The sequence below is a fragment of the Yersinia enterocolitica subsp. enterocolitica genome (genome assembly GCF_901472495.1).
Classification (GTDB): domain Bacteria; phylum Pseudomonadota; class Gammaproteobacteria; order Enterobacterales; family Enterobacteriaceae; genus Yersinia; species Yersinia enterocolitica.
On record NZ_LR590469.1, the window covers coordinates 4,528,979 to 4,550,457 of the forward strand.

Below are 21,479 nucleotides of genomic sequence, written 5' to 3' on the forward strand. Positions count from 1 at the left end.
AACGCCTCGAACAGATAATGTGTCCGGGGCGTTTTTATTTTAATGAATTAAATTTTTATCCTGCCTGTTTTTGCCGATCCAATTCCACTAACTCGCCTCGTGCGCCTTGAGCCAACCCCCCTGAAAATGGTAAGGTTGCTTGTTTCCGCAATTTTGATTTGTTTACGTAAAAATACATAGAAAAACTACATAGCAAGGGGATTTACGCAATGCGTATCATTCTGCTGGGCGCTCCGGGCGCTGGTAAGGGTACTCAGGCTCAATTCATCATGGAGAAATACGGTATTCCGCAAATCTCTACTGGTGATATGTTGCGCGCCGCTGTAAAAGCAGGTTCTGAGTTAGGTCTGAAAGCGAAAGAAATTATGGATGCCGGCAAGCTGGTCACTGATGAGCTGGTTATCGCATTGGTTAAAGAGCGCATTACACAGGACGATTGCTGTGACGGTTTCCTGCTAGATGGGTTCCCGCGTACCATTCCTCAAGCTGATGCCATGAAAGAAGCGGGTATCAAGGTTGATTATGTACTGGAGTTTGATGTTCCGGACGATCTGATTGTTGAGCGTATCGTCGGGCGCCGGGTACATGCGGCTTCAGGTCGGGTTTATCACATTAAATTCAACCCACCGAAAGTTGAAGATAAAGATGATGTCACTGGCGAAGATCTGACCATCCGTAAAGATGATCAGGAAGCAACAGTGCGCAAACGTCTGGTTGAGTATCATCAGCAAACGGCACCATTGGTTTCTTACTATCGTAAAGAAGCTGATGCAGGTAACACACAATATTTTAAACTGGACGGAACCCGTAAAGTAGCAGAAGTCAGTGCGGAACTGGCGACTATTCTCGGTTAATTCTGGATGGTAAGATAGTCAAGGCGGCCTAAGGTCGCCTTTATTATTTTACAGATACAGCTGAAACTGAATAAACGGCGTAATACACAATAAGGACTCCTGCATGAAGCAAAGCAAGCTTGGCGTACTGATGGTTAATCTGGGAACACCGGATGCCCCGACACCGCAAGCAGTAAAACGCTATCTGGCTGAGTTCTTGAGTGATCGCCGGGTAGTTGATACTTCACCGTGGTTGTGGTGGCCTTTGCTACGTGGGGTAATTTTACCGATTCGATCCCCGCGCGTGGCAAAACTGTATCAATCTGTCTGGATGGATGAAGGCTCTCCTTTATTGGTCTATAGCCGTCGTCAGCAAAAAGCCTTGGCAGAACGTATGCCAGAAATCCCAGTAGAGTTGGGGATGAGTTATGGCTCACCGAATCTGCCAGATGCTATTGATAAACTACTTGCGCAAGGTGTGACCAAGCTGGTGGTATTACCGCTTTATCCGCAATATTCTTGCTCGACCAGTGCGGCCGTCTGGGATGCTGTTGCCCGCATTTTGCAAGGCTATCGCCGTTTACCGTCGATTTCTTTTATCCGCGATTATGCTGAGCATCCCGCCTATATTTCAGCGCTAAAACAAAGTGTTGAAAACTCTTTTGTGCAACATGGTAAACCAGACAGATTAGTCCTGTCTTTTCACGGTATTCCTAAACGCTATGCGCAATTAGGGGATGACTACCCACAACGCTGTGAAGACACCAGCCGCGCTTTACGTGCTGAAATAGCCTTACCGGCAGAGCAAATCATGATGACATATCAATCACGTTTTGGTCGTGAGCCGTGGTTGACCCCATATACCGACGAAACCTTAAAAAGTCTGCCCTCTCAAGGTGTTAAACATATTCAACTTATATGCCCCGGTTTTTCTGCTGACTGCCTGGAAACATTGGAAGAAATCAAAGAACAAAATCGAGAGATTTTCTTACATGCTGGCGGCGAGAAGTTTGAATATATCCCTGCATTGAACGATGACAAGGGGCATATAGACCTTTTAGAACAGTTGGTTAGGGATCATTTGTCGTGTTAGTGGCTAAATAAGCTTAGGGTAACTATATTCATATTTGATGAAATAATTACATATGAATGATTTTTTTTCAAATTTCACACACATTTCTGAGTGTTTTTTATTCTATAAATCAGAAAAAACCGAATTGATATTGCTATATTTTCGTGATGCTAATTAGTTGTGGATTGTGAAATATCCAAAAATGATATGTTTCACATTTTTCTTGTAATGATGAGGTATATGTTGGAAAATTAAGACTATATTATAATTTTTTATGTTTTTCAGAAAGCGCCGTTTAGCCGTTTAGCCAACTGAATCAGCGATATGGCTCTAGGTAAGACTTTGGGTTACAAGATTTTTGCTAAGAATTCAGTGTATTGGTAGCTGTGAGCCAAGGGCGGTAGCGTGCGTATTTCATGTTATTTATTAAAAATTTTCCCGGATATGTTTTTACAATGAAGGTAATTGATTTATTGTATTTATGATGTAACCAGAATGGCCATTATCTTTTCATATTAGACAACTGAAATATTTATAGTCCTTAATTATATTTTTAAGTTTTTTGTTTCAAAATAAAATATTATAAGGCGAAGTCAATTCTCTAGCGTAATTAAGTTTAATATATTGTTATTCGTCAATAAAAAAAATAACTTCTCGCATTGAAGTAGTATACGTTTAGCTAGACGTATTTATAATCTCAGTATTCTCATCAAATATTAGCGATATTAAAATATCTTTTAGCTAAAAGATATCTACTTTTTATTTTTTTACTATCAAAATAATTATTAATGGAGTGTAAAGTGAAAGCAGTTATTCTTGCTGGTGGTTTGGGGGCTCGCCTTAGCGAAGAAACAGTAATTAAGCCAAAACCCATGGTTGAAATCGGTGGGATGCCTATTTTGTGGCATATTATGAAGCTTTACTCATCATATGGAATAAATGACTTTATAATTTGCTGTGGTTACAAAGGTTATGTAATAAAAGAATATTTCGCTAATTATTTCATGCATATGTCTGACATTACTTTCTCTATGCGTGATAATGAAATGAAAGTACATCAGAAGCGTGTGGAACCATGGAATGTGACATTAGTTGATACTGGCGAGCATTCAATGACTGGCGGGCGCTTGAAACGAGTTAAAGATTATGTCAAAGATGATGATGCTTTTTGTTTTACGTATGGCGATGGTGTCAGTGATATTAATATTTCTGAATTGATAAATTTCCACAAAAGCCATGGTAAGAAAGCGACACTAACTGCAACCTATCCTCCGGGTCGTTTTGGTGCATTGGATATTGAAAATAAGCAGGTACGCAGTTTTAAAGAAAAACCAAAGGGTGATGGTGCGTTAATTAATGGTGGATATTTTGTTTTATCCCCTAAAGTTATAGATCTGATTGATGGTGATAAGTCTATTTGGGAACAAGAACCACTAATGATATTGGCTGATAATGGTGAGTTAATGGCCTATGAACATACGGGATTCTGGCAGCCAATGGATACTTTACGCGATAAAATTTACCTACAGCAATTGTGGGAAGAAGGGCAAGCTCCTTGGAAAGTTTGGGAATAAATATCATGATTAATGAAAAATTTTGGCAAGACAAACGTGTTTTTATCACCGGCCATACTGGCTTTAAAGGTAGTTGGCTGAGCTTATGGCTGCAAAATATGGGAGCCAAAGTGAAAGGTTATGCTTTGGACGCACCAACAAAGCCAAGTTTATTTGAAGCAGCCAACGTTGCGGATGGTATGATTTCGGAAGTAGGTGATATTCGTAATTATGCTCAGCTACTCAAGTCAATCAACGATTTTAAACCTGAAATCGTTTTTCATATGGCTGCACAGTCTTTAGTCCGGTTGTCATACTTAGAACCGGTTGAAACTTATTCGACAAATGTTATGGGTACTGTCTATTTGTTGGAAGCTCTTCGACATGTAGGAGGAGCTAAGGCTATTGTTAATGTAACTAGTGATAAATGTTACGAAAATAAAGAGTGGGTCTGGGGATATCGTGAAGACGAAGCAATGGGGGGATATGATCCTTATTCAAATAGTAAAGGTTGTGCCGAGTTAGTTACTTCATCATATCGAAATTCATTTTTTAATCCGGTTAAATATGAACAACATGGTACAGCATTAGCGACAGCACGTGCAGGTAATGTTATTGGCGGTGGTGATTGGGCTTTAGACCGTGTGGTTCCAGATATGCTACGCGCATTTGAGAACTCTGAGCCTGTTATTATACGGAATCCATATGCTATACGTCCTTGGCAGCATGTTTTAGAACCCTTGTCAGGTTATTTATTGTTAGCTCAACGATTATATATTGATGGAATTAAATATGCTGAAGGCTGGAATTTTGGCCCTGATGACACAGATTCTAGCCAAGTACAAAGTATTGTTGATAAAATGGTAAAATACTGGGGAGGAGATGCTTGTTGGCAGTTAGACGATCATGAACATCCACATGAGGCAAATTATCTAAAACTGGATTGTTCTAAAGCAAAGGTTTTATTGGGCTGGCAGTCTCGATGGAATCTAGATTGCACTTTAGAATATATTGTTGCATGGCATAAAGCGTGGTTACGCGGTGTTAATATGCATGAATATAGTATTGTTGAAATTAATAAATATATGGCTAGTAAATGATATGGTCTATATAACTAGTCTTGTTAAGTAATAGTGAGCGTTAAGAAAGACTATATTATTAAATTATTGTTTCAAATGGCATTAAATTAATTTTGCTACCGCAAGAGGGGATTTAAAATATTCATGATTATAAATATAACTGAACTTAATATAAGTGGTTGTTATCTGATTGAGTCACCAATATTTTCTGATGAACGAGGCGAGTTTGTTAAAACTCACCATCAAGAAATCTTCAAGAATTTTGGTTTAGAAATTCCTTCTGCCGAGGAATATTATTCAAGATCCAAGAATAATGTTATCCGTGGTATGCATTTTCAGCAGTATCCCGATGATCATAATAAGTTGGTGTTTTGTCCTGAAGGTGAAGTGCTAGATGTATTTTTAGATATTCGAAAAGATTCAAATACATATGGCCAGTTTATGAGTTTCATACTAAATCCGCATAACAGACGGAGTATATTTTTAGCAAAAGGAATAGCTCATGGTTTTCTTTCTATGAAAGATAATACTCTCATTGTATGTAAAACAAGTACTGTTCATTCTCCTAGCCGCGATTCGGGTATTCATTGGAATTCTTTTGGATTTAAGTGGCCAGTAGAAAATCCTATTATTTCTGATAAAGATAGAAATTTAGATTGTTTTTTTTAACTTTAATATCAAAATTTGGCTGACAGAGTGATATGAGAATATTAATTACAGGTGCCAGTGGATATATTGGTTCGAATTTGGCTTGCTATTTGAATAGCAATGGATTTGAGGTTTTTGGGTTAATAAGAAGTGAAGTTGTTGATGAAAATAAAATAAAACTTTTGTCCGGTGTTAAATTAGAGATATTGGATGAAAAAAACTTATGCTCTTTGGTCGAAAATATTAATCCCGATATAGTGATCCATATAGCATCGCTTACTTCTGTCACCCATGATTACTCAACAATAGAAAATTTACTCAGAAGTAATATTGAATTCCCTACGAAACTACTTGAAGCCATGGAGGTTGCAGGGGTTAAAAAATTCATTAATACAGGAACAACATGGCAAAATTACAACTCTGCCGATTATGAGCCAGTTAATTTATATGCTGCGACGAAGCAAGCATTTGAAGATATATTAAAGTATTACATTTTTGCGAAAGGTTTTAGTAGTATTACACTCAGGCTTTTTGATACTTACGGGCCTAATGATACAAGAAAAAAACTTATACCATTACTTGATAGATTGGCTGAGACTAAAGAATCATTAGATATGTCTGAAGGAAATCAAGAGATCGAGCTAGTACATATAAATGATATTTGTTCGGCGTATAAAACTGCAATACTAAAACTTCAAGATGGACAACCAGGATATGCTAACGTGTATTCAGTGGATACAGGTTCAAGAATGAGCTTAAAGAAATTAGTAAAACTTTATGAAAAGGTTAATGATGTGACTCTAAATATTAATTGGGGGGCTAGGCCGCCACGAGAAAGAGAGATTATGCGGCTTTGCACTAATTTAACAGTATTGCCTAATTGGTCTCCAACTATCCCTTTAGATGAAGGTATTAATAAAAAAAACAGATAATTATTATTTATAATGAGTAAGGATTATTACTGGAATTACCAATTTATATGTAGTGGTGACATGGTTTGAATAATATAAAAATATCATTTTGCATTCCGACCTATAATAGGTCAAGTCTATTATCTGAATTAATAGAAAGTATTGTTTCTCAATGTAAGGATAGAAATGATATAGAGATTTGTATTTCTGATAATGCATCTGATGATAATACAATTGAAATGATTAACAATTGGATTAAGAAAACTCATATCTCGATAGTTTACAATGTAAATAAAACTAACCTTGGGGCGGACATAAACTTTCTGTTAGCTCCTAAGTTAGCATCCGGTAAATATTGTTGGTTATTTGGAAGTGATGATAAATTGTTTCCTGGAGCTATCGATTATTTAGAAGATTTCTTAGAACTAGATAATGATATATATTTAGTCGAGCGCACTGAATATGATTTTAACTTTGCTAAGGTAAATCGTGCTGGTAGGAGATGGATGTCTACTGGTAGTAGAATATATAATTCAAATAATAAAAATGAATTATTAGACTACTTTTCCAATAGTATTTCAATAGGGGCAATATTTAGTTTTTTAAGCTCTAACATTGTAAAGAGGGCTAGATGGGAAGCCATAGAATTTGATGATAATTATATTGGGAGTGCATATCCACACGTATATATACTATTGTCTATATTGAATGAAGGCGCAGTTGTTAATTATATAAATAAGCCTTTAGTTATGTGCCGTGGAGATAATGACCATTTTTCAAAAGACGGTGTAATAAATAGAATTGAGCTAGATTTTAGAGGTTTTTTAAGTTTTTCAGATGAATTTTATAGTAATCAGTCACAAATTAAATCGAAATTCAATAGCATATTATGCCATGAGAGACCATTCTTAAAGACAATTGCTGTTGTATCAACGATAGGAACTAAAGAAGAAAAGGAAAGGATAAGAGGGTACTATAATAAATTAGGGATGAGTAATATTGTTATCCATTTTATTTATTTATTGAAGCCGTTGCTAAGATTAAGTAAGTATATAAGAGATGGTTTTTTAAATTGGAAAATAGATAAATAACTAGTCTGATTAGAGATGATTAAATTAATTAAATGATAAAAAATACATATGAAAAAATATTGCTTAATAAGTCATTAAATAAAGCTTTGAGAAATTCGGGATGGCTTATTTTCGATAAAATAGCGAGTCTAACGATTGGTCTTTGGGTCGGTATTCTTTTGGCAAAGTATCTCGGCCCCGCTAATTATGGTCAGATCGTATATGCAGTAACATACGTTACATTTTTCCAAACTATCAGTATTCTTGGGTTGGACTCAATTGTTGTTCGAGATCTATCCAATGGCGTAGAAAAATGCTCTGCTATAATTAGTACGATTTTTACAGCTAGATTTTTAATGTCTATGGTATGTTTAATTATTGCAATTTCTCTAGCTTATAATATCATGCCAGATAAGAGGCTTATACTATCTATTATATCTCTAAATATACTTTTTTCGGTCGGGAGCGTATTTGATTTATGGTTTCAAAGCCAGAGTAAAAGTCGTTTGACTATTTGCGCTAAATTAATATCCTATATTTTCTGCGCACTAGTTAAAATATTTATGATTTACTTACATGTCGAACTAATTAATTTTTCAATCATAATTGTTATAGAGGTTTTACTATATTCAAGTATACTTTATTTTCTAATGAATAAAAATTATAGTGAAATAAAAGTATCGCTAAGTATTAATAGTGTTTATTTGAAGAGTGCTTTAAAAGAGTCATGGCCTCTAATGTTATCTGCATTTTCTGTAGTGATATTTATGAAGTCTAATATATTATTCATTCAACATATGTTGGGTGATAATTACGTTGGAATTTATTCTGTTGGCGCAAATTTAGCAGAATTAACATATTTCTTCCCTGCGATCATAGTCACCAGTTTTTTGCCTATCTTAGCAAAGTTAAAAGAAAAAAATATATCTGAGTATCATTTGTTTTTTCATAGACTGATGTTTTTCATGTGGTGGGGCTCTATTTTTATAGTGATTGTCTTTGGAGGTATAGGGTATTTTTTAATACCATATATATATGGTATTAAGTTTGAACAAAGCAAATATATTTTTATCATTCATGTGATTACATTAATTCCTGTCTGTGTTGCAAATGCTCAGTATATATGGATTATAAATGAAAGAAGAAGCAAGATGTTTCTTGTCCAAACGCTCACGTGTGCCTTTTTAGCTATCACATTAAATTATTTTCTAATAAGAAAATTGGGACTCATTGGTGCTCCAGTTGCAACTTTAATTTCACAGCTTTTTCAATGTCTGATTTTAATTTCATTTTTATCAAAGAATCTTTTTAAGATAACAATACAATCTTTATTATGGAAATAATTTATTGTATGAGGAGCTACTCGCTACTATGTTAAGTATTTGTATTCCAAGTTATAATAGAGCTAATTACTTATTAAAAGCACTGAATTCTATATATTCGCAAAATAATCACAGTATGAACTTTGAGGTCTGCATATCTAATAATTGCTCTTCAGATGATTATTCAAAAGTTGAAGATTACATAGATGAAATAAATCAGTATAATATAAGGTATATTATTCAGGAATCTCCTCTCTCAATAGATGATAACATGCATTATGTTACCAAGATGGCTAGAGGTGATTATATATATTTTCTTGGCGATGATGACTATTTCTATTCAGATGCATTTAATAAATTGGAAGAATTGTTGCTCAAAAATGATGTTGATTTGGCAACGTTCAATGCAACTATTATTGATGCAAGCGATAATATAGTAGGTTCTCATTTTAATATTGCACCCCATAAGTACGACTGCTTTGATGATGCTTTCCTTGAGCTTTGTGATAAAACATATTTTGGTGCTGTTCTAGTTAAGCGAAAATATTTATCTGATAATTATTTCAATCTTTTAGCTGGTTCGTCGCATGCATATTGTTGTTTCTGGCTAAATATGCTTAACAGAGAATGTTGGAATTTTAATATCATTATACCGGATTTCCCATGCGTATATATGAGGAGGGCTGAGAAGTTTTATAATTTAGCAAGTGTGCATTACAACGATATTTTTATTTATTTTAAGGTATTCCATAATAGTCTTAAAATACCGATGGCTAGAAAATTAAACGAAATATATTTAGCTAGTTATATAAAGAAAACTTATAGTATACGGTTTATGGTGCTGGTTTTTAGGAGTTCTGCAAAATTTAATGGTATCTACATTAGTAAACACAATGAGTTAATTTATGTTAATCCAAGTTTATTTTTTATTAAAAAACTAATCGCTAGAGTCTTGTCAGTTGATGTGGTTTATTATATATCCAAGTTTATATATAAAAAATTCAGATCAAAATAATTTTAGTAAAAGATACTGCATATTAGATGTGTGTTTTATATTCTTCATATTGTTAGACTCTTATGCGACTTTTTTTGATAAATTAGCCATATTAAATCTTAATAAGAAAGTATAGTTCATTGCTAACATATAAAGTATATCCTTATCACTTTAATAAAAAGCTTCAAGATTAAGGTTAGATAATGAATTTTGTTTCTGTCGAAAACTATGTTTTAGTCACAGATGGAGTGCTTCCTAAATATCTGTTTTTGATTATTACTTTTTATATATTTTGCATGATTGTTTTGATAAATGAAGTGAATTCTAAAGTATCATCTTTAATTTTATTTTTTTACCTTTTTATTTTAAGTTGTTTCTTCTCTTTAAATGGTCCAGATAAAGGCTCTTACTCTTATTTTTATACATATCTAGTAAATTTCTCAGATATATTTTCAACATTAAACACAGTAGACTCTCCTCTATATTATATCTTAATGGTTAGTGTTAAGAGTTTAGGGGCCAGTTATGAAATGTTTTTTATTTTTCAAAATATACTAATTTGTTTGGCATTGCTTTTTTTGTGTTTGAAAATAAAAAATGGAATTTATGTTGTTTTTTGGCTTTGGTTTACTCATTTATTAATCCCTTTTTCTGTAAGAAGTCATTTATTATTATTTTCTGTACCATTACTTTATTATATTAGTAATAAATGGGGGGGGCGGGATCGTTGCATTATTGTCTGTTGCATTACATCCATTAATGGCTATATTCCCTTTGGCTTATTTTTATAGAAATAAACTTTCACTGATAAAATATTTAGTCATAGTAGGTGCAGTGCTTTTAATTTTCTTTGATTATTTTTATAATAAATTTTCATCGTATATACTTGATAGTAAGAGTTATTTTAATGATAGTAGTGCCTTTTATATTTCTCCCATTTTTGAATTTATCGAGTTTACTATTTTTTACAATGCACTAAAGAAATCCTCTATCTCAATATCATTTAATACTAAATTACTCCTGATATTACCAATATTTGTTTCTTTACTCTCAATATATCTACCGACATTAGGTCGATTTGGATTCGCATTTGACCTCATGTATGTCTTGGTTTTATTAAATTATAACTTAAAAATATCGAAGTCGATGTGGCTTCTCCTCTGCCTCATAGCCTTTGTACGTTTCGCAAAAATTATATAATGCAGGAGTATTATATTATATGATCCCTTCTTTTAGTGACCCATTAAACACCTTCTCTACAGGTGTGACTTTTCTTAAAAGTATTTTATTTAAAGAAAGTGTTGTAAGTAAAAATATATATTCAAAACTATATTTATTTACACGTTTTTTTTCTAAAAATAAATGCGAAAAGGTTGTATTTATACCTATTGAATATAAGTGTCTGCTTGCGCACAAGGACGATATTATAATATTACCAGATGATTCTTTGAGATCAATTCAAAGTATTGCTAAAGTTAGATTTGCTAATAGATCATATTTGAAGTTTACATATCAAGTTTATCGATATATTATTACATATATCCTGATAAGTTCTTTGCGCCGGTGTGTGCTCTATACCGTTTCAAAAGATGATGAGACTTCCTTAAAAAGGAAGTTCCCTAAAAATAATATAAAATATCTCCCTCATCCAATCCAAGCCAGATATAATTTGGGACGAATAAGTGATTTTACTCTTAATGTGAAAACCATAGGTTTTATTAATTTGCAGAACCACTATTCTGTAGATGCAACAAATTTTCTTTCTTATAGTGATTTAACTGAGCTTAAAAATAAAACTATAATCTTTCATGGCTCAGCCAGCAAAAATTGGTTTCAGAAGGCTAAAGAACTATATGTCGGAGTTGATTTTATTGAAAAAAGATATATTGAAGACTTTGATACCTTTTTTGATAGTTTAGATCTTGTCATTATGCCTCTAGATGCTGGTGCGGGGGTTAAAAATATCTTGCTAAACTCTGTGTATAAAAACAAATTAGTTTTTGGTACGAAAGAAGCTTTTTCAGGAATCCCTGAACACTTAGCAAAACCTTTTATAATTAATAGTATAGGTGATATTAATGAGAAACTAAAAAAAATGCTCTCTTTAGAGAAAGATTTTTTTAGACTAAGAGAGTACATTTTAGAGCATCACACAATTGAAAATTTCAAATCTGCTTTATGCGAGTAAGCTACATGATTGACGATATTGATGTATCTGTGGTTATTCCTGTCTATAACGCTGAGCGTTTTATTCGTACTGCTATTAGCTCGGTTTTATCTCAGGAATATGTAAATATTGAAGTGATAATAATTGATGATGGCTCTACTGATTCTAGCGGTAAAATAATACAATCAATAAATGATGACAGAATAAAATATTTCAAAAAAGAAAATGGAGGAATTGTATCTGCTCTTAATTTTGCGATACCTAAAGTTCATGCAAATATAATTGCTAGAATGGATGCTGACGATATAATGGAACCATTAAGGTTAAGAAAACAACTTGACTATATGGCAAGGTATAACTTAGACGTTGTTGGTGGGAATATTAAGTTAATCGATGAAAATGACCGTATTATTGGAAGAAAAAAATTCCCGACTAATCACTTCGATATAATATCATCATTACCTTTTATTAACCCTCTTTGTCATCCTGCAACCATGATTAGGACGGCCGTATTAAAAAAAGCTAATGGGTATAGTTTAGGCACCGATGGAGCAGAGGATTTTGATTTATGGTGTAGATTATCGAGAGTATGTACTTTTGGGAGCGTCCCTGAGGATTTACTTTCCTATAGATTAACATCTAACAGTATATCTCAAACATTACATTTACATCGAATATCTTTATGTACTAATTCTATTAGAAAAAATATTCCTAACGCTCCAATAGTTTTTTATTCGTTTTCTTTGTATCTTTCAAAATCACTTGCTGTCCTTATTTATGCAGCTAAATATGCTTATATTACGAAATTTAAATCTTTCTATTATATGATTTCTGGATTTATCAGAGCATTAAATTTCTCATTTAAAATACATAAGGGAAAAAATGAGTGTTAACGTTCTTGTACAAGGGGGATTAGGTAATCAATTATTTCAGGTGGCATGGGCTTACTATTTGAAGGATAAGCTAAAGTTCGATGTTAATTTAAATGTGCATCTTTTTTATCAACAAAGGCAGCATTCTTCTGTCAGCTTTTTCTCCTTGCTGGGAGAATTAGAAACTATTCCTATTTCAGAAGAAAGAATACTTACTTTTAATGATGACCTACTATCTAAAATTATTAGATTTTCACTAAGAAAAATGAAGATTAATCATGTGCCAAATATTTTGATATATGATTATGATGCTTTAAGTAGTTTAGACGATTGTTTGAAGATACCAATGCCTAATTATCACTATGGATATTTTCAATTTCCAGATGCTGCGCTATATTCTTCGGATTTTTTGAGAGTTAGCATAGCGAATAAACATGGCAATCTCATGGGAGATATTGGTAATAATATATCTGATCATGTTGGTATTCATATCCGCAGAGGTGATTTTGTTACATCCAGCAGCAAGTTACATGTTGCTAGTGATATTGAATATATAAGTAATGCAATTGAAAAGTTTCCGGGTAGACGTTTTATGGTTTTTTCAGATGATATTGATTGGTGTAAAAAACATTTACCGAAAATTAGTTCAATTGATTATTTTTCTGGGAAATCAGCAATCGAAGATTTTATTGGATTGATGTGTTGCCAAGATTATATCTTGAGTGGAAGTACTTTTAGTTGGTGGGCCGCCATTCTTAATGGAAATAAATCAACTAAAGTTATTATTCCAAATTCAGATGCCCAGTTTATGTCTGAGCAATCTAATAAAAAAATCGGTTGGAATTATGAACGAGTGTAAAAGTGTTTGTATTATACAAAACTCAATAAAGACCGTTGTTGTGTTTAGGCTATCATATATTAAACAGTTACTATCTCGTGGGCATAAAGTATACTGTATTGCACCTAACGATGACAATGAGTCAGTTGATTGTCTAAAGAAATATGGTGTTATAGTTATTACTACGGATAATGAACGTCTTTTATATAGATATTTTTTTATTAACCTATCATTGCTGTGGGTTTTATTCAAAGAGAAGTTTAAATTAACTGTGTCTTGTCATTTTCTTGTTACATTTATTTTCTCTATCCCATCAATTTTCTTTGCAAGAAAGACTGTTTGTTTTATTGAAGGTATCGGGACTTTTTTTACAAAAAATAAAGGTTTTCTCAATATATTGAGATTATTGCTGACAAGAGGTGTTGGTAAAAGAATCTTCATGAACAAATATGAGAAGAATTTACTTGGTTGTGATGGTGATTTAGTGCTAGGTGGTATCGGCGTTGACATTGAGAGTTTTTGTTATAGCTATAAAATAAAAAAATGCTCGAGAAAAATAGAACTACTCTATGTTGGACGTTTAGTTGAAGATAAAGGTATTTTTTATATTATCGAGCTAATCAAGCATTTAAAGTTGGCTGGTGTAGACTTTACTCTTAATGTTGTTGGTGATACTTACCCTGCTAACCCATCCTCTCTGACAGAAGATGATATAGCTAATTTAAAAGCTGAGTTTGAGGAAGACATAATTTTTCATGGCTATTTGTCTGATCTTCGTCATATTTATGCAAAAACTGATGTTTTGCTTCTTTTGTCTAAACATGAAGGTTTTCCTGTCGTGGTTATGGAGGCTAACGCATGTGGTATTCCTGCAATATGTTATGCTGTGCCAGGCTGTATTGATGCCATTGAACATGGGGTCAATGGCTTCCTATTTAATGAGGGTGAAATCGAAGATATTGTGAAATTAATTAGCACTCAAAATTTTTCTTTATTGGCAACACAATGTCGTAATTATGCAGAAAAAAATTTCAATCAAGTAATCAAGAATAGAGCTATTATTGAGGCGATAGAATCGTTATGAAAAAGGCATTAATCACAGGTATTACTGGCCAGGATGGATCTTATTTAGCTGAGTTTTTGTTAGAAAAAGGCTATCAAGTTCATGGTATTAAACGCCGTTCATCTTCTTTTAATACAAGCCGTATTGATCATATTTATCAAGACCCTCATGAAGTAAACCCTCATTTCTTTTTACATTACGGTGACTTGACTGATACTTCTAATCTAATCCGCCTGGTAAAAGAAATTCAACCTGACGAAATCTATAACTTAGGTGCTCAATCTCATGTGGCTGTTTCATTTGAATCACCTGAGTATACCGCAGATGTAGATGCTATGGGTACATTGCGTTTGTTAGAGGCAGTACGTATCAATGGGTTAGAACATAAAACTCGTTTTTACCAGGCTTCTACGTCAGAGCTTTACGGCTTGGTTCAAGAAATTCCGCAGCGAGAAACCACACCATTTTATCCCCGCTCTCCGTATGCAGTTGCGAAGATGTATGCTTACTGGATTACAGTAAATTACCGTGAATCCTATGGCATGTATGCCTGTAATGGAATTTTATTCAACCATGAATCTCCTCGCCGTGGGGAAACGTTTGTTACTCGTAAAATTACTCGGGCTATTGCTAACATAGCACTCGGATTAGAAGATTGCTTGTATCTAGGGAATATGGATTCTCTGCGGGATTGGGGCCATGCGAAAGATTATGTTCGTATGCAATGGATGATGCTGCAGCAAGACCAACCTGAAGATTTTGTTATTGCAACTGGTAAACAGATTACGGTTCGCGAATTTGTTCGGATGTCTGCAAAAGAAGCGGGAATAGAAATTGAATTTTCAGGCAAAGGAATTGATGAGATTGCTACTATATCTGCAATCAGCGATGAGTATGCAACTTCAGCAAAAGTAGGTGATATTATTGTTCGAGTCGATCCTCGATACTTTCGCCCTGCTGAAGTAGAAACACTTTTAGGTGATCCATCGAAGGCCAAAGAAAAGTTAGGCTGGGTTCCCGAGATAACTGTTGAAGAGATGTGCGCTGAAATGGTCGCTGGCGATTTACAGCAGGCTAAGCAGCATGCTTTGCTCAAAGCCAACGGTTTTGATGTATCCATTACTTTAGAGAGCTAATACTGATGGTTATGAAGCGCGTATTTGTGGCAGGGCACCGAGGCATGGTTGGGTCAGCGATTGTCCGTCAGTTAAAAGGTCGTAGTGATATTGAATTAATTCTTAAAGCCCGCGCAGAATTAGATTTAATGTCTCAATCAGCTGTGCAGGCATTTTTTACTGCGGAGGCAATTGATGAGGTTTACCTTGCAGCGGCGAAAGTAGGAGGAATCCAGGCCAATAACAATTATCCCGCAGAATTCATTTATGAAAACCTGATGATCGAATGTAATATTATTAATGCAGCTCATATGGCGGGCATACATAAATTACTTTTCCTCGGTTCATCATGTATTTATCCCAAGATGGCGGACCAGCCTATGAGCGAGTCGACACTGCTTACTGGCGTGCTGGAACCAACGAATGAACCTTATGCAATCGCCAAGATAGCCGGTATTAAATTGTGTGGAATCGTACAATCGGCAATATAACCGTGATTACCGCAGCGTGATGCCAACTAATCTCTATGGTGAAAATGACAACTTCCATCCTGATAATTCTCATGTTATTCCTGCATTGTTACGTCGGTTTCATGAAGCAAAAATGCGTAATGACAATGAAATAATTGTTTGGGGAAGTGGTAAACCGATGCGCGAGTTCTTACATGTAGATGATATGGCTGCTGCCAGCATCTATGTGATGGAACTGGCAGATGATATCTATGCTGCTAATACTCAGCCAATGTTATCGCATATTAATGTTGGAACGGGTATTGATTGTACTATTCGTGAATTAGCAGAAACGATTGCTCAAGTGGTTGGCTTTTCAGGTAAATTAGTTTTTGACTCAAGTAAACCAGATGGCGCACCTCGTAAGCTGATGGATGTAAGTCGTTTGGATAAATTAGGCTGGCGGTATCAAATTTCCTTGGAAAAAGGTTTAAAGATGACCTATCAATGGTTCTTGGATAATCAAAATAACTTTAGGAAGTAACTGCGCATGCTATTACCTGTAATTATGGCTGGGGGGGCTGGCAGCCGCTTGTGGCCGCTATCTCGAACCCATTACCCCAAGCAATTCTTGGCTCTTACGTCAGAGTTGAGTATGTTCCAAGAAACCTTACTTAGATTGGGAAATCTCCCCCATCTTTCACCATTAGTGATATGTAATGCAGAACATAGGTTTATTATTGCTGAGCAACTTAGGCAGCAAAATTTATTGCATAGCGGCATAGTATTGGAGCCTATTGGGCGTAATACAGCACCTGCAATTGCCTTGGCTGCGCTACTTGCCACATCAAATGGTGAGGACCCGATATTATTGGTACTAGCAGCTGATCATGTCATACAGGATAAGCCTGCATTCATTAGTGCTATTCAACTTGCAGAGCCTCTTGCAGAAATGGGTAAGTTGGTCACTTTTGGAATAGTTCCTAATACACCTGAAACTGGGTATGGCTATATCCGACAAGGTAAGCAGATCGAAGGAGGAGCTTTTCAGGTTGACTCTTTTGTCGAGAAACCTGATTTAGCCAAAGCAGAGCAATATTTATCATCTGGTGATTATTACTGGAATAGTGGGATGTTTGTATTCAAAGCATCTCGTTATTTGCAAGAGTTGGAAAAGCATCGGCCAGATATTTTTGAAGCCTGTAAAAGTGCCATTGCCGGACAACGCAAGGATCTAGATTTTATTCGCCTTGATGAGGCTGCATTTTACAGCTGTCCCGATGAGTCCATCGATTATGCAGTCATGGAAAGAACAAGCGATGCTGTCGTGGTTCCGATGAATGCGCAATGGAGTGATGTCGGGTGTTGGTCTGCGCTCTGGGAAATCAATGATAAAGATAGCCATGGTAATGTGGTTCGTGGCGACGTATTAACGGAAGATACAAACAATAGCTATATCTACTCTCAGAATAGATTAGTAGCCACTGTCGGTATTAATGATTTAATTATTGTCGAAACCAAAGATGCTTTATTGGTGGCGAATAAGAATAAAGTTCAAAGCGTTAAAGAAATCGTTGGGCAACTTAAACTTGGCTCGCGACTTGAATATCTCCAGCATAAGGAAGTCTATCGACCTTGGGGGTCGCATGATGCGATTGCTGAAGGTGTCCGATATCATGTACAGCATGTAACAATCAAACCGGGACAACGGACTGCGACTCAAATTCATCATCATCGAGCTGAACACTGGGTTGTCGTCTCTGGGACGGCCAGAGTATATAGAGACAACGAAAGTTATTTAGTGACAGAGAATGAGTCAACCTATATTGCTGTTGGAGTGGCTCACTCTATTGAGAATCCAGGAAAACTTCCTCTGGAAATTATAGAGGTTCGTACTGGAAGTTACTTAGAAGAAGATGATATTGTTCGAATTGAGCATAAAAATATAGAGCTAGAAATCATGAGTGCACTAAGTTGTTTTAAAGCCTACGATATTCGTGGTCGATTAGGTGATGAATTAAATGAAGATATTGCTTACAGAATAGGCCGGGCATACGGCGAGTTTGAAAAGCCTAAGAGAGTAGTCGTTGGTGGCGATGTCAGATTGACCAGTGAAAGTCTAAAATTAGCACTGTCGCGTGGTTTACAAGATGCCGGTGTTGATGTATTAGATATTGGTTTATCTGGTACGGAAGAGATATATTTTTCAACTTTCCATTTAGATGTTGATGGTGGAATAGAAGTAACTGCCAGTCATAATCCAATCGATTATAATGGTATGAAGTTAGTTCGAAAGAACGCTTGCCCTATTAGTGGTGATACTGGTTTACGAAATATCCAGCATTTAGCAGAAATTAATAAATTTCCACCAGTAGAACCATCAATGAAGGGTAGTTATGATAAAATATCGATTATTGATGACTATATTGACCATTTGATGGGATATGTAAATCCGTCTTTATTTAAGCCCTTGAGGTTAGTTGTTAATAGTGGAAATGGCGCTGCAGGGCATGTAATTGATGCGTTAGAGAAACGCTTTACTGCTTTAGATATTCCTATTACCTTGATTAAAATCCATAACGAGCCAGATGGCACTTTCCCTCATGGTATTCCCAATCCATTATTACCTGAATGTCGGCAAGATACAACGGATGCGGTGTTAGCCAATGGTGCTGATATGGGGATCGCTTTTGATGGTGATTTTGATCGCTGCTTCTTTTTTAACCATAACGGGGATTTTATTGAAGGGTATTATATTGTAGGTCTTTTGGCTGAGTTCTTTCTTCAAAAAGATGGTTTTAGTAAGATAATTCATGACCCACGTTTAACTTGGAATACAATAGATATTGTCAATTCTTCCGGAGGAAAAGCGATAATGTCTAAAACTGGCCATGCTTTTATTAAAGAGCGCATGCGGAAAGAAGATGCAATTTATGGTGGTGAAATGAGTGCTCATCACTATTTTCGTGATTTTGCTTATTGTGACTCAGGAATGATTCCATGGTTACTTATTTCAGAGATTATATCTGTCAAAGGAAAGAGTTTAGAACAATTAGTAAAAGAACGTATGAAGGCCTATCCTGCGTCAGGAGAGATAAATTCCCTACTAATTGATCCAATATCTGCGATTGCAAGAGTTCGTGCTGCATATGAAGCCAAGGCTATTAAGATTGATGAGATCGATGGCATTAGTATGGAGTTTGCAGAGTGGCGCTTCAATTTACGTAGTTCAAACACGGAATCTGTTGTTAGATTAAATGTTGAATCAAGGTGTGATACTAAACTAATGAACGAAGAAACTTCAAATATTTTACGCATATTAAGAGAGTGATTATGATTTCTATTTGACTTGTTGAATAATATTTTTGTATCAATGATAAAATAGGATATTTATGTCTATATTAATTACTGGTGGTGCTGGATATATAGGTTCTCATACAGTGCTTACATTGTTGGAACAAGGAAGGAATGTTGTTGTTCTTGATAATCTAATTAATTCATCAGCAGAGTCCTTAGCCAGAGTCTCAAAGATTTGTGGACGAAAACCTAATTTTTATCATGGCGATATACTTGATAGATCATGTCTTAAGCTTATTTTTTCAAGTCATAAAATTGATTCGGTTATCCATTTTGCAGGTTTGAAATCAGTAGGTGAGTCAGTTGAAAAACCTATTGAGTATTATCAAAACAATGTAGTTGGTTCTATTACTTTACTTGAGGAAATGTGTTTAGCTTAATGTCAAAAAATTAATATTCAGCTCTTCAGCAACAAGTATATGGTGAGCCTGAATTCGTTCCGTTGACTGAAAAAGCTAGAATTGGCGGGACGACTAACCCATATGGCACTTCAAAGTGATGGTAGAGCAAATATTAAAAGATTTCTCTTTAGCTCATCCCGACTATTCAATAACAGCGTTGCGTTATTTTAATCCAGTAGGCGCTCATCCTTCTGGTTTAATTGGTGAGGATCCTAACGGAAAACCCAATAATTTATTACCATTCATAACCCAGGTTTGCCATTGGCAAATTATCTAAACTATTAGTGTATGGTAATGACTACGATACACCAGATGGGTCTGGTATTAAGAGATTATATTCATGTTATGGATCTCGCTGAAGGGCACCTTAGTACTTTAATTAACTTGACCTCAGGATTTCGTATATACAATTTAGGAACCGGAGTTGGCTATTCTGTTTTTGCATATGATTAAGGAATTTGAGCGTATTACGGGTAAGAATATTCCATTTTGACATTGTTAGCCGTAGGCCTGGTGATATAGCTGAGTGTTGGGCAAGCCCTGAACTAGCACATCTAGAGTTAGTTGGTATGCAAAAAGAACTTTAGTTGATATGCTTCAGGACGCTTGGAAATGGCAAAAAATGAATCCTAATGGTTATAACTGTTAGTTATTATTTACAATGTTTTTCTTAATTTAATTGGTATGGGTAAAATTGATGAGTGATAGATCACAGGGTAATGATAAAAAACCATCCCCCGTTTGGAAAGTATATATTGCCTTCAAATAAAGAAGAAGTAGACCTTATAGAGATAATTTCAATAATATTTAGATCATCCAAGTTGATCTTTATTGTACTCGCTATATTTACTCTTGTGGGTGGAGGGGTTGTGTTTTTTTTCTCCAAAAGAATGGACTAGTTATGCAATAGTATCAGTTACTTCTGATGGTAAGATGCAACCACTTGAATCTATTGAGTCATCATTATCAGTGCTTAATATTGATTTGAATATTACCGCAGATGATCTGCTCCATGGATTTCAGGAAATACTACTCTTCTAAAGATATGTTGAGTAAATATATGTCCAAAGAGAAGGTTAACGCTAATAATTTTGCTGGGTTAAAGGCAAGAATATAAATTCAGATAGTGATGTTAAAGGTAATTACATTCTTACTTATAGTTCTAATTTAGAATATGGGTTAAAAGATGTTTTCACAGGTTATGTTAATTATATTAACCGGAAAGTTAATGATAATCTTAATGACCAAATTAAATTCACCATAGATACAGCTAAAAAGATGGCCACTGAAGAAATATAATTTAGCTTTACAACAGGTTGAGAATGAACATAAAAATCAGAATCCAGAGATTAGAATACGCAGCTTCGATAGCTAAAGCGGCTGGTTTGCAGAAGCCAGCTATTGGTGCATTTGATATTTCTGCTAGTAGTAATAATTATCCAATATCCATGGGGTATGATTTATTAAATAGGCAGCTAGAAATTGAGAGGTCTATAACTGATCTCACAAGTGTTAATGCTGATTTATTGAATAAAAAACTCTACCTGAATAAAATAACCGCATTACAACCTGTTGTTATAGATGTCCCAACATTTAATTACTTGCAGGAGCCATCGGATCCACTACAGCATAGTGTCCCATCTGAACCAAATACTTCAAAATAGTAGAAAAGGTTTATTGACGATTATTTCATTTAGTTTTATTGGTTTAATTGGTTCTATTACATTTGTATTGA

General features: G+C 34.9%; 18 protein-coding genes and 3 pseudogenes. All 21 read left to right on the forward strand.

From position 1 onward, the window contains the following. Positions 1–209 precede the first annotated feature (209 nt). The 21 genes and pseudogenes from adk (at position 210) to FGL26_RS21745 (ending at position 21,408) form a co-directional block, all read left to right on the forward strand. Positions 210–854 carry an adenylate kinase gene (gene adk, locus FGL26_RS21245; RefSeq protein ID WP_005167718.1) on the forward strand — a complete coding sequence of 215 codons (645 nt, stop codon included), beginning with the start codon at positions 210–212 and terminating at the stop codon, positions 852–854. A 103-nt stretch (positions 855–957) separates the two neighbouring features. Then, positions 958–1,926, forward strand: a complete 969-nt coding sequence (gene hemH, locus FGL26_RS21250; protein ID WP_005167719.1) for a ferrochelatase — start codon at positions 958–960, stop codon at positions 1,924–1,926. A gap of 779 nt (positions 1,927–2,705) precedes the next feature. Continuing rightward, positions 2,706–3,479 carry a glucose-1-phosphate cytidylyltransferase gene (rfbF, locus tag FGL26_RS21255; protein ID WP_170219571.1) on the forward strand — a complete coding sequence of 258 codons (774 nt, stop codon included), beginning with the start codon at positions 2,706–2,708 and terminating at the stop codon, positions 3,477–3,479. 5 nt (positions 3,480–3,484) lie between these two features. After that, positions 3,485–4,558, forward strand: a complete 1,074-nt coding sequence (rfbG, locus tag FGL26_RS21260; RefSeq protein WP_005167723.1) for a CDP-glucose 4,6-dehydratase — start codon at positions 3,485–3,487, stop codon at positions 4,556–4,558. A 123-nt stretch (positions 4,559–4,681) separates the two neighbouring features. Then, complete coding sequence (locus tag FGL26_RS21265) at positions 4,682–5,206, forward strand: dTDP-4-dehydrorhamnose 3,5-epimerase family protein (protein WP_005167727.1); 525 nt, start codon at positions 4,682–4,684, stop codon at positions 5,204–5,206. 32 nt (positions 5,207–5,238) lie between these two features. Then, complete coding sequence (locus tag FGL26_RS21270) at positions 5,239–6,117, forward strand: NAD-dependent epimerase/dehydratase family protein (RefSeq protein ID WP_005167728.1); 879 nt, start codon at positions 5,239–5,241, stop codon at positions 6,115–6,117. 65 nt (positions 6,118–6,182) lie between these two features. After that, a complete protein-coding gene (locus tag FGL26_RS21275; protein ID WP_011816872.1) occupies positions 6,183–7,187 on the forward strand; it encodes a glycosyltransferase family 2 protein in 1,005 nt (334 codons plus the stop codon). A 32-nt stretch (positions 7,188–7,219) separates the two neighbouring features. After that, on the forward strand, positions 7,220–8,509 hold the full coding sequence (locus FGL26_RS21280) for a flippase (protein ID WP_005167732.1): 1,290 nt from the start codon (positions 7,220–7,222) through the stop codon (positions 8,507–8,509). A gap of 28 nt (positions 8,510–8,537) precedes the next feature. Then, positions 8,538–9,503: a glycosyltransferase family 2 protein gene (locus tag FGL26_RS21285; protein WP_005167734.1), complete on the forward strand. Its 966-nt coding sequence runs from the start codon at positions 8,538–8,540 to the stop codon at positions 9,501–9,503. Positions 9,504–9,685: 182 nt separating this feature from the next. Beyond that, on the forward strand, positions 9,686–10,273 hold the full coding sequence (locus FGL26_RS21735; RefSeq protein ID WP_241999474.1) for a hypothetical protein: 588 nt from the start codon (positions 9,686–9,688) through the stop codon (positions 10,271–10,273). Between the two features lie 428 nt (positions 10,274–10,701). After that, the gene (locus tag FGL26_RS21295; protein ID WP_005167736.1) at positions 10,702–11,670 is read left to right on the forward strand and encodes a hypothetical protein; all 969 of its coding nucleotides are present in this window, start codon (positions 10,702–10,704) and stop codon (positions 11,668–11,670) included. Between the two features lie 5 nt (positions 11,671–11,675). Beyond that, entirely contained in the window at positions 11,676–12,542 is an 867-nt protein-coding gene (locus FGL26_RS21300) for a glycosyltransferase (RefSeq protein ID WP_005167737.1), read from the forward strand. Further along, a complete protein-coding gene (locus tag FGL26_RS21305) occupies positions 12,532–13,380 on the forward strand; it encodes an alpha-1,2-fucosyltransferase (protein WP_005167738.1) in 849 nt (282 codons plus the stop codon). Before FGL26_RS21300 ends, FGL26_RS21305 begins: the two co-directional genes overlap by 11 nt. Further along, positions 13,367–14,443 (forward strand): glycosyltransferase family 4 protein, encoded by a 1,077-nt coding sequence (locus FGL26_RS21310; RefSeq protein WP_005167739.1) that lies wholly within the window; start codon positions 13,367–13,369, stop codon positions 14,441–14,443. The genes FGL26_RS21305 and FGL26_RS21310 overlap by 14 nt, the downstream gene beginning before the upstream one ends. Beyond that, the gene (gene gmd, locus FGL26_RS21315; protein WP_005167740.1) at positions 14,440–15,558 is read left to right on the forward strand and encodes a GDP-mannose 4,6-dehydratase; all 1,119 of its coding nucleotides are present in this window, start codon (positions 14,440–14,442) and stop codon (positions 15,556–15,558) included. Before FGL26_RS21310 ends, gmd begins: the two co-directional genes overlap by 4 nt. A gap of 5 nt (positions 15,559–15,563) precedes the next feature. Beyond that, a pseudogene (gene fcl, locus FGL26_RS21320) lies at positions 15,564–16,530 on the forward strand (GDP-L-fucose synthase). A 6-nt stretch (positions 16,531–16,536) separates the two neighbouring features. Next, positions 16,537–17,922: pseudogene (locus FGL26_RS21325) on the forward strand (mannose-1-phosphate guanylyltransferase/mannose-6-phosphate isomerase); the annotation flags it as partial. 24 nt (positions 17,923–17,946) lie between these two features. After that, complete coding sequence (cpsG, locus tag FGL26_RS21330; RefSeq protein ID WP_005167745.1) at positions 17,947–19,317, forward strand: phosphomannomutase CpsG; 1,371 nt, start codon at positions 17,947–17,949, stop codon at positions 19,315–19,317. 61 nt (positions 19,318–19,378) lie between these two features. Continuing rightward, a pseudogene (galE, locus tag FGL26_RS21335) lies at positions 19,379–20,393 on the forward strand (UDP-glucose 4-epimerase GalE). A 70-nt stretch (positions 20,394–20,463) separates the two neighbouring features. Continuing rightward, a complete protein-coding gene (locus FGL26_RS21740) occupies positions 20,464–20,643 on the forward strand; it encodes a Wzz/FepE/Etk N-terminal domain-containing protein (protein ID WP_241999475.1) in 180 nt (59 codons plus the stop codon). A gap of 423 nt (positions 20,644–21,066) precedes the next feature. Then, positions 21,067–21,408 (forward strand): hypothetical protein, encoded by a 342-nt coding sequence (locus FGL26_RS21745; RefSeq protein ID WP_241999476.1) that lies wholly within the window; start codon positions 21,067–21,069, stop codon positions 21,406–21,408. Positions 21,409–21,479 lie beyond the last annotated feature (71 nt).

What these genes read in the sequence shown, in the direction of transcription:
- FGL26_RS21280 (WP_005167732.1), top strand. Translation starts at nt 7,220, where the DNA reads ATGATAAAAAATACATATGAAAAAATATTGCTTAATAAGTCATTAAAT.
- hemH (WP_005167719.1), top strand. Translation starts at nt 958, where the DNA reads ATGAAGCAAAGCAAGCTTGGCGTACTGATGGTTAATCTGGGAACACCG.
- FGL26_RS21285 (WP_005167734.1), top strand. Translation starts at nt 8,538, where the DNA reads ATGTTAAGTATTTGTATTCCAAGTTATAATAGAGCTAATTACTTATTA.
- FGL26_RS21735 (WP_241999474.1), top strand. Translation starts at nt 9,686, where the DNA reads ATGAATTTTGTTTCTGTCGAAAACTATGTTTTAGTCACAGATGGAGTG.
- FGL26_RS21310 (WP_005167739.1), top strand. Translation starts at nt 13,367, where the DNA reads ATGAACGAGTGTAAAAGTGTTTGTATTATACAAAACTCAATAAAGACC.
- rfbG (WP_005167723.1), top strand. Translation starts at nt 3,485, where the DNA reads ATGATTAATGAAAAATTTTGGCAAGACAAACGTGTTTTTATCACCGGC.
- FGL26_RS21745 (WP_241999476.1), top strand. Translation starts at nt 21,067, where the DNA reads ATGAACATAAAAATCAGAATCCAGAGATTAGAATACGCAGCTTCGATA.
- gmd (WP_005167740.1), top strand. Translation starts at nt 14,440, where the DNA reads ATGAAAAAGGCATTAATCACAGGTATTACTGGCCAGGATGGATCTTAT.
- FGL26_RS21740 (WP_241999475.1), top strand. Translation starts at nt 20,464, where the DNA reads ATGATAAAAAACCATCCCCCGTTTGGAAAGTATATATTGCCTTCAAAT.
- cpsG (WP_005167745.1), top strand. Translation starts at nt 17,947, where the DNA reads ATGAGTGCACTAAGTTGTTTTAAAGCCTACGATATTCGTGGTCGATTA.
- FGL26_RS21305 (WP_005167738.1), top strand. Translation starts at nt 12,532, where the DNA reads ATGAGTGTTAACGTTCTTGTACAAGGGGGATTAGGTAATCAATTATTT.
- FGL26_RS21295 (WP_005167736.1), top strand. Translation starts at nt 10,702, where the DNA reads ATGATCCCTTCTTTTAGTGACCCATTAAACACCTTCTCTACAGGTGTG.
- FGL26_RS21270 (WP_005167728.1), top strand. Translation starts at nt 5,239, where the DNA reads ATGAGAATATTAATTACAGGTGCCAGTGGATATATTGGTTCGAATTTG.
- adk (WP_005167718.1), top strand. Translation starts at nt 210, where the DNA reads ATGCGTATCATTCTGCTGGGCGCTCCGGGCGCTGGTAAGGGTACTCAG.
- FGL26_RS21300 (WP_005167737.1), top strand. Translation starts at nt 11,676, where the DNA reads ATGATTGACGATATTGATGTATCTGTGGTTATTCCTGTCTATAACGCT.
- FGL26_RS21265 (WP_005167727.1), top strand. Translation starts at nt 4,682, where the DNA reads ATGATTATAAATATAACTGAACTTAATATAAGTGGTTGTTATCTGATT.